Source organism: Aminobacter sp. J44 (assembly GCF_007829415.1).
Lineage (GTDB): Bacteria > Pseudomonadota > Alphaproteobacteria > Rhizobiales > Rhizobiaceae > Aerobium.
On the sequence record NZ_VLJG01000046.1, the window covers coordinates 1 to 4,851 of the forward strand.

6 protein-coding genes and 1 pseudogene are annotated in these 4,851 nt (G+C 60.3%); 3 read left to right on the top strand and 4 right to left on the bottom strand.

What is annotated here, in order from left to right; all coding sequences use genetic code 11:
• Positions 1 to 125, bottom strand: a pseudogene (locus L610_RS15515) (helix-turn-helix domain-containing protein); the annotation flags it as partial.
• 35 nt (positions 126 to 160) lie between these two features.
• Entirely contained in the window at positions 161 to 457 is a 297-nt protein-coding gene (locus L610_RS15520) for a transposase (RefSeq protein WP_144706151.1), read from the bottom strand.
• A gap of 25 nt (positions 458 to 482) precedes the next feature.
• On the opposite strand from L610_RS15520, the gene L610_RS15525 reads away from it, so the two are divergent.
• Together L610_RS15525 and L610_RS15530 are read left to right on the top strand one after the other, a co-directional pair.
• On the top strand, positions 483 to 1,193 hold the full coding sequence (locus L610_RS15525; RefSeq protein WP_144706153.1) for a transposase: 711 nt from the start codon (positions 483 to 485) through the stop codon (positions 1,191 to 1,193).
• A 425-nt stretch (positions 1,194 to 1,618) separates the two neighbouring features.
• Positions 1,619 to 1,846: a WGR domain-containing protein gene (locus tag L610_RS15530; protein ID WP_144706156.1), complete on the top strand. Its 228-nt coding sequence runs from the start codon at positions 1,619 to 1,621 to the stop codon at positions 1,844 to 1,846.
• Positions 1,847 to 2,267: 421 nt separating this feature from the next.
• On the opposite strand, the gene repC (L610_RS20750) is transcribed toward L610_RS15530, so the two are convergent.
• A complete protein-coding gene (repC, locus tag L610_RS20750) occupies positions 2,268 to 2,885 on the bottom strand; it encodes a replication initiation protein RepC (RefSeq protein WP_144706158.1) in 618 nt (205 codons plus the stop codon).
• Between the two features lie 484 nt (positions 2,886 to 3,369).
• Between repC (L610_RS20750) and L610_RS15540 the strand changes: the two genes are divergently transcribed.
• On the top strand, positions 3,370 to 3,597 hold the full coding sequence (locus L610_RS15540; RefSeq protein WP_144706160.1) for a WGR domain-containing protein: 228 nt from the start codon (positions 3,370 to 3,372) through the stop codon (positions 3,595 to 3,597).
• 453 nt (positions 3,598 to 4,050) lie between these two features.
• Here L610_RS15540 and repC (L610_RS15545) read toward each other — a convergent pair.
• Positions 4,051 to 4,851 (bottom strand): plasmid replication protein RepC (repC, locus tag L610_RS15545; protein WP_246659033.1); only part of this gene is annotated, 801 nt, incomplete at its 5' end.

Genomic DNA, 4,851 nt, shown 5'->3' on the forward strand with positions numbered 1-4,851 from the left:
GCATGCCAACGGATCGCCGTCGAAGGCGCAACACCAAACCGGATCGCAGCAGCACGGCAGCTCAACCCGCCATCAACCGCCGCCAAAAGCCGTGAACGCAAATCCATCGAAAGAGGTTGAGCCATCCATGCTGGCCTCCTTCACCAGCACGGATTCTTAATCAGAAATCACGCCCGGCGGGAATCCCCACGCGATTCAAAACGGTCGAAAACCGCTCTAGCCGGTTCACGTTGTTGTTCGATCTGGACCGGGTTGCAAATTCGTTGGGCTCGAGCGCGTCGAGGCTGGTGTGGGGGCGGTTGAGATTGTAGTCGATCCTCCATTTGTCGATGCTTGTATCGGGCGTGCCGTTGCAGGTGAAGAGCCCCTCATTGAGATGCGTAGTCGAGGCTTCGGCTCCGGCCACGCCGGTGCATTTCTGACCGGCATGTTCAAACGCCGGAAAGGAGGCAAGCAAGACTGATCTCTACGCAAGCCTGGATGTGTCGCTTGAACTGACGAACGTGTGCGTCGTCGATGTCGAAGGCCGCCTGGTGCACGGGTCGCGTGTCGGATCTGACCCAGAGCTGATCGCCACCGAGCTACAGCGGATCGGCGATAGCTTCGTCCGCGTTGGCTTCGAGGGGGGATCGGGCGGTCATGTGAAGTCGGTGGTAAGCCAGGAACTGCGCTCTCTGGCGCGGGAGTTCTTCGTCAACAAGCTGCGAGACCATGAGAACGAGATCCGCGGCCTGCTGCGACCATTCGGGCTGAAGGTCGGACGGGTCAGCGCCAGCGGATTCGACGCTCGCTTCCGCGAGCTCGTCAACGGCAATTGGCAACTCGAGTTTTGCATCGGCGCTTTCCTGGATGGCCGGGCTGCGATGATGGCGCGGCTGTCCGTGCTACACTGGGAACTGCTGAGGTTGACGGCCAATGATGAGCTGTGCCGTCGCTTCATATCCCTTCCCGGAGTGGGCCCAGTGACAGCGCGGGCCTTCAAGACCGCGATCGACGATCGAGCGACGTCGGCGCTCACCTCGGTCTCACGCTGCGACAATATCAATCTGGAGAGACCGACGTCCGGGGCATCATCCTATCCGGGATGCGTTCACAAGGACGGCGTTGTTCACCGTAGCGCATGTAATGCTGACCCGATCGTGCCAATGGAGATCGATCAAAGTCTGGGGCGCGCCGAGCGTTATTTTACTTAATAATAACGGCGTTATCGAAAAACCGTAGCGAAATTGCAATCGCCCGACGCCAAAAGCGCCGCGTCGAATAGCCGGTGTTTATGCCCGATAATGTTGCCTTATCGGGCGTAGAGAGATGGTCGCCAGAAGTGCCTGAACTGTCGCGAATTTGAGATCTTGCGATCTCAATTTCCTCTATCGAATGCAGTCTGCCGCGGGGCGAGGCGAAATCTCGGTTGGCTTTCCGACGACGGATGCGCGGCGCTGATTTGGTATCGCCGCAGGTGTCCCCCTATTCAGCAAGACAGTTGCATGAGCCCCTTCCCTTCTCCTCGGAGTGCGCCGCTATCCGACGCCAGCTATCGATCAGTTGCGTGAATCGACGCCGGCCAACCGATTCAAAACTTGCGTTGGACGAAAGGAAGTCGCGCCGGCAGATTCTTGGCATGACGCTCCTGATGCACCGTGTTGATCCCGCCAAGAACTCCTACCGCTTCTACGCTCTTTCGCTTGAGCCGACGCTGTTCGGCGACGTTGCGCTCGTCCGCCGCTGGGGCAGGATCGGCACGCGTGGTCGGCAGATCATTGAATTGCACCCCGATGAAGGTTCGGCATCAACGGCGATGCTGCGACATCGCCTCAAACGCCAGAGGCACGGCTACGAGGCACTCTGAGCGAGAGTGTGCAACCACTACGAAGGAATTCAGAGTTCACCCTCCCCGACTTCCTGACCGTTACGTGAGAACCGTGACGTAGCGGCCGCTTGGAAAGGCATCGGTTTGTGTCTTCACGGAGCAGCGGGAGAGGCTCAGAGGCTGGAAGGCTCCCCCTGCCACAATTATGGTCTCCTCTGCCGCGCGAAACGACCGGATTCTGGGCGTTCCGCTTTCGCAGCCACGCAGCAACGCGGACACGGCTAACGCGTTGGTCCGAATGCCGTTTTCTCAACAGGCTGCGAGCAGAATTCCCCCCGTCCCCTTCTCTCTCGTCGAGCAGAATTTCCGCGGTCGTATTCCGCTACGTTCTGATCAACGAGAGAGCCGATTTTCGAAGCCTGCTGTTGCGCCATTCCGGTTCGAAAGCTCAACGTCACGCCTACGGCCTGCCGTTGAGCTTTCGCCGCAGAGCGTCGCTGATCTCAAGGCGGGTTTGGCTGCGCTCAAGCGAGGTGGCTGTCGCAAGGGAAGTACCGGCAGGACCTTTGTCTCCCCTCCCCTCCTTTGCCGCCTCGAGCTTGGCCCGAAGCAGCGCCATGATCATCGGCCAGGTGGAGAACTGCGCCTGCCGCGCCCGCTCGGTGAGGCTGCGCAAATATCCGCCGGCGGAGGAAATCTGCTCCTGCCGCTGGTAGATCGCAGCCAGTGTGACCGCAGCRTCCCGCTCGCCCATCACGGCGCGCGCCTCGTCCCAGGCGCTGGGGCTGACGCCCAGAAGCGGCCGCGCGGTCTCGGCGGCGGCGAGGAAATCGCGCCAGTTGCCGATTTTGCCCGATTTGNCCTTGCGAAGCCGTTCGTTCTCCTTCTGGAGCTCCTTCAACTGCCGGAGTTGGTCACGGCTCATGCCGCCATACTGCTTGCGCCACCTGTAATACGTCAGCTCGGAAACGCCGATCTGGCGAACCGCATCCGCCATCGCCATCCCCTGGCCGCGCAGAACTTCAACCTGCCGAAGCTTCGTGACAATCTCGTCGGGCTTGTGTCGCTTGTTTGCCATCGTGGTCCTCCTTCATGGTCAAAACCATACTTCAAGGTGGACCCGTTCAATGGGGGTGGATCAGTACGCCCGAAGCCTTACATGTGCGCTTTCCCGGCGTTTTTGAGTTCATACCGAACGGCCTCCTGATATAGAATTATGCACGATAATGTTGCCTTATCGGGCCTCGAGATGGGTGCCAGAAGTGCCTGAACCGTCGCGAAGTTGGTATCCTGCGAATTCCGGTCATCCGCTTCGATGGGAGACCTGCGGCGGTGTGAAAGGAAACGTCGGTTGGCTTGCCGGCGCAAGAACGCGCTGCGCTGATTCGATATCGCCGCAGGTGCCCCCTATTCAGCAAGACAGTTGCATGAGCCCCTTCCCTTCTCCTCGGAGTGCGCCGCTACCCCACGGCCAGCTATCGATCATTTGCATGAATCGACGCCGACCAATCGATTCAAAACTTGCGTTGGACGGAAGGAGGCCGCGCCGTCAGATTCAGGGCATGACGCTCCTGATGCATCGTGTCGATCCCGGCAATAACGCCTACCGCTTCTACGCGCTCTCGCTTGAACCGACGCTGTTCGGCGACGTGGCGCTGGTGCGGCGGTGGGGCAGGATCGGAACACGCGGCAGGCAGATCATCGAGCTGCACCCGGATGAAGCTTCGGCATCGACGGCGTTACAGAGACATCGCCTCATACGCCTGAGGCATGGCTATCGGGCGATCTGATCGCGTGGGTCGTGCCCACCCACAACGCGGCAAGGCCCCCTGCCCTTCTCACCGATCGCTCGGCGACAGCCTTACGCAGCAGCCGACGACCGCTTGTTCTGTCATGGATCTCTGTTCCACACCAGGTCCGGTTGCGCGCCCCACGGACCACGGAGAAACTCATTCCAATGGGCAGATGCTCGGAAGGCGTCCCTCGACGCGTACGTCGCCGCGCTGCAGCTTAAAAACATCCGTAAGCGCACGTCTCGGATTGCTGCAGCGACACACGACGCGGATGAAGGTATCCCCTTGATCCAGAAACCTTTTTATAACTCACATCCTCATAACGACGCTCGCCGCCGGTCCCTATCGTCGAGCAAAAAATCGCTGGGCGTATACAGCTACGTTCTGCTCGGCGAGAGAGCCAATTTGTCACTCCCATTTTCGCGGCTTCCGTAGCCAGAACCGGCAAGCTCACCCCTTCGGCTTGCCGTCCAGCTTCCGCCGCAGAGCGTCGCTGATTTCGAGGCGGGTGTGGCTGCGCTCAAGCGAGGTGGCGGTCGCAAGGGAAGTACCGGCAGGACCTGTCTCTCCCGTCCCCTCCTTTGCCGCCTCGAGCTTGGCCCGAAGCAGCGCCATGATCATCGGCCAAGTCGAGAATTGCGCTTGTCGCGCCCGCCCGGTGAGGCTGCGCAAATATCCGCCGGCGGACGAAATCTGCTCCTGCCGCTGGTAGATCGCAGCCAGTGTGACCGCAGCATCCCGCTCGCCCATCACGGCGCGCGCCTCGTCCCAGGCGCTGGGGCTGACGCCCAGAAGCGGCCGCGCGGTCTCGGCGGCGGCGAGGAAATCGCGCCAGTTGCCGATTTTGCCCGATTTGGCGAGCCAGGCGATGTKCGGGCAGGCGTCCAGCACGATSCCWAGCGGTAGTTCCCGTTTTGGCAGGCTGTGTACGTTGTGGTTGTCCGCGGCGCTGCTGCTCGCTTCATCTTTGTTTCTAAAGCCATGTTCAGATTCAGATTTAGAATCTGGGTTTGAATTCTGTATGTGGCGCTCGGTTTGAGACTCATTGGCGTTCAGATTCTGCGAATTAATGAAGGATTCCAATGCGTCGCGGATGTCCTGCCAAAGCGCGTCGAGCTCAGCGGAGATCGCTTCGAGGGTCTCGAGGGCGGCCGTACGCGGCAGGCGCGAGATGATCTCCTGGTAGGCAAGCTGGATCCTGCCCCAGTTGCCGGGTACGCCTTCCTCAATGCCGGTCTCGATCATCTTGAC

Excerpts from the sequence above, each read along its gene's own strand:
- L610_RS15530 (WP_144706156.1), top strand. The coding sequence starts at position 1,619 with ATGACGCTCCTGATGCACCGTGTTGATCCCGCCAAGAACTCCTACCGC.
- L610_RS15540 (WP_144706160.1), top strand. The coding sequence starts at position 3,370 with ATGACGCTCCTGATGCATCGTGTCGATCCCGGCAATAACGCCTACCGC.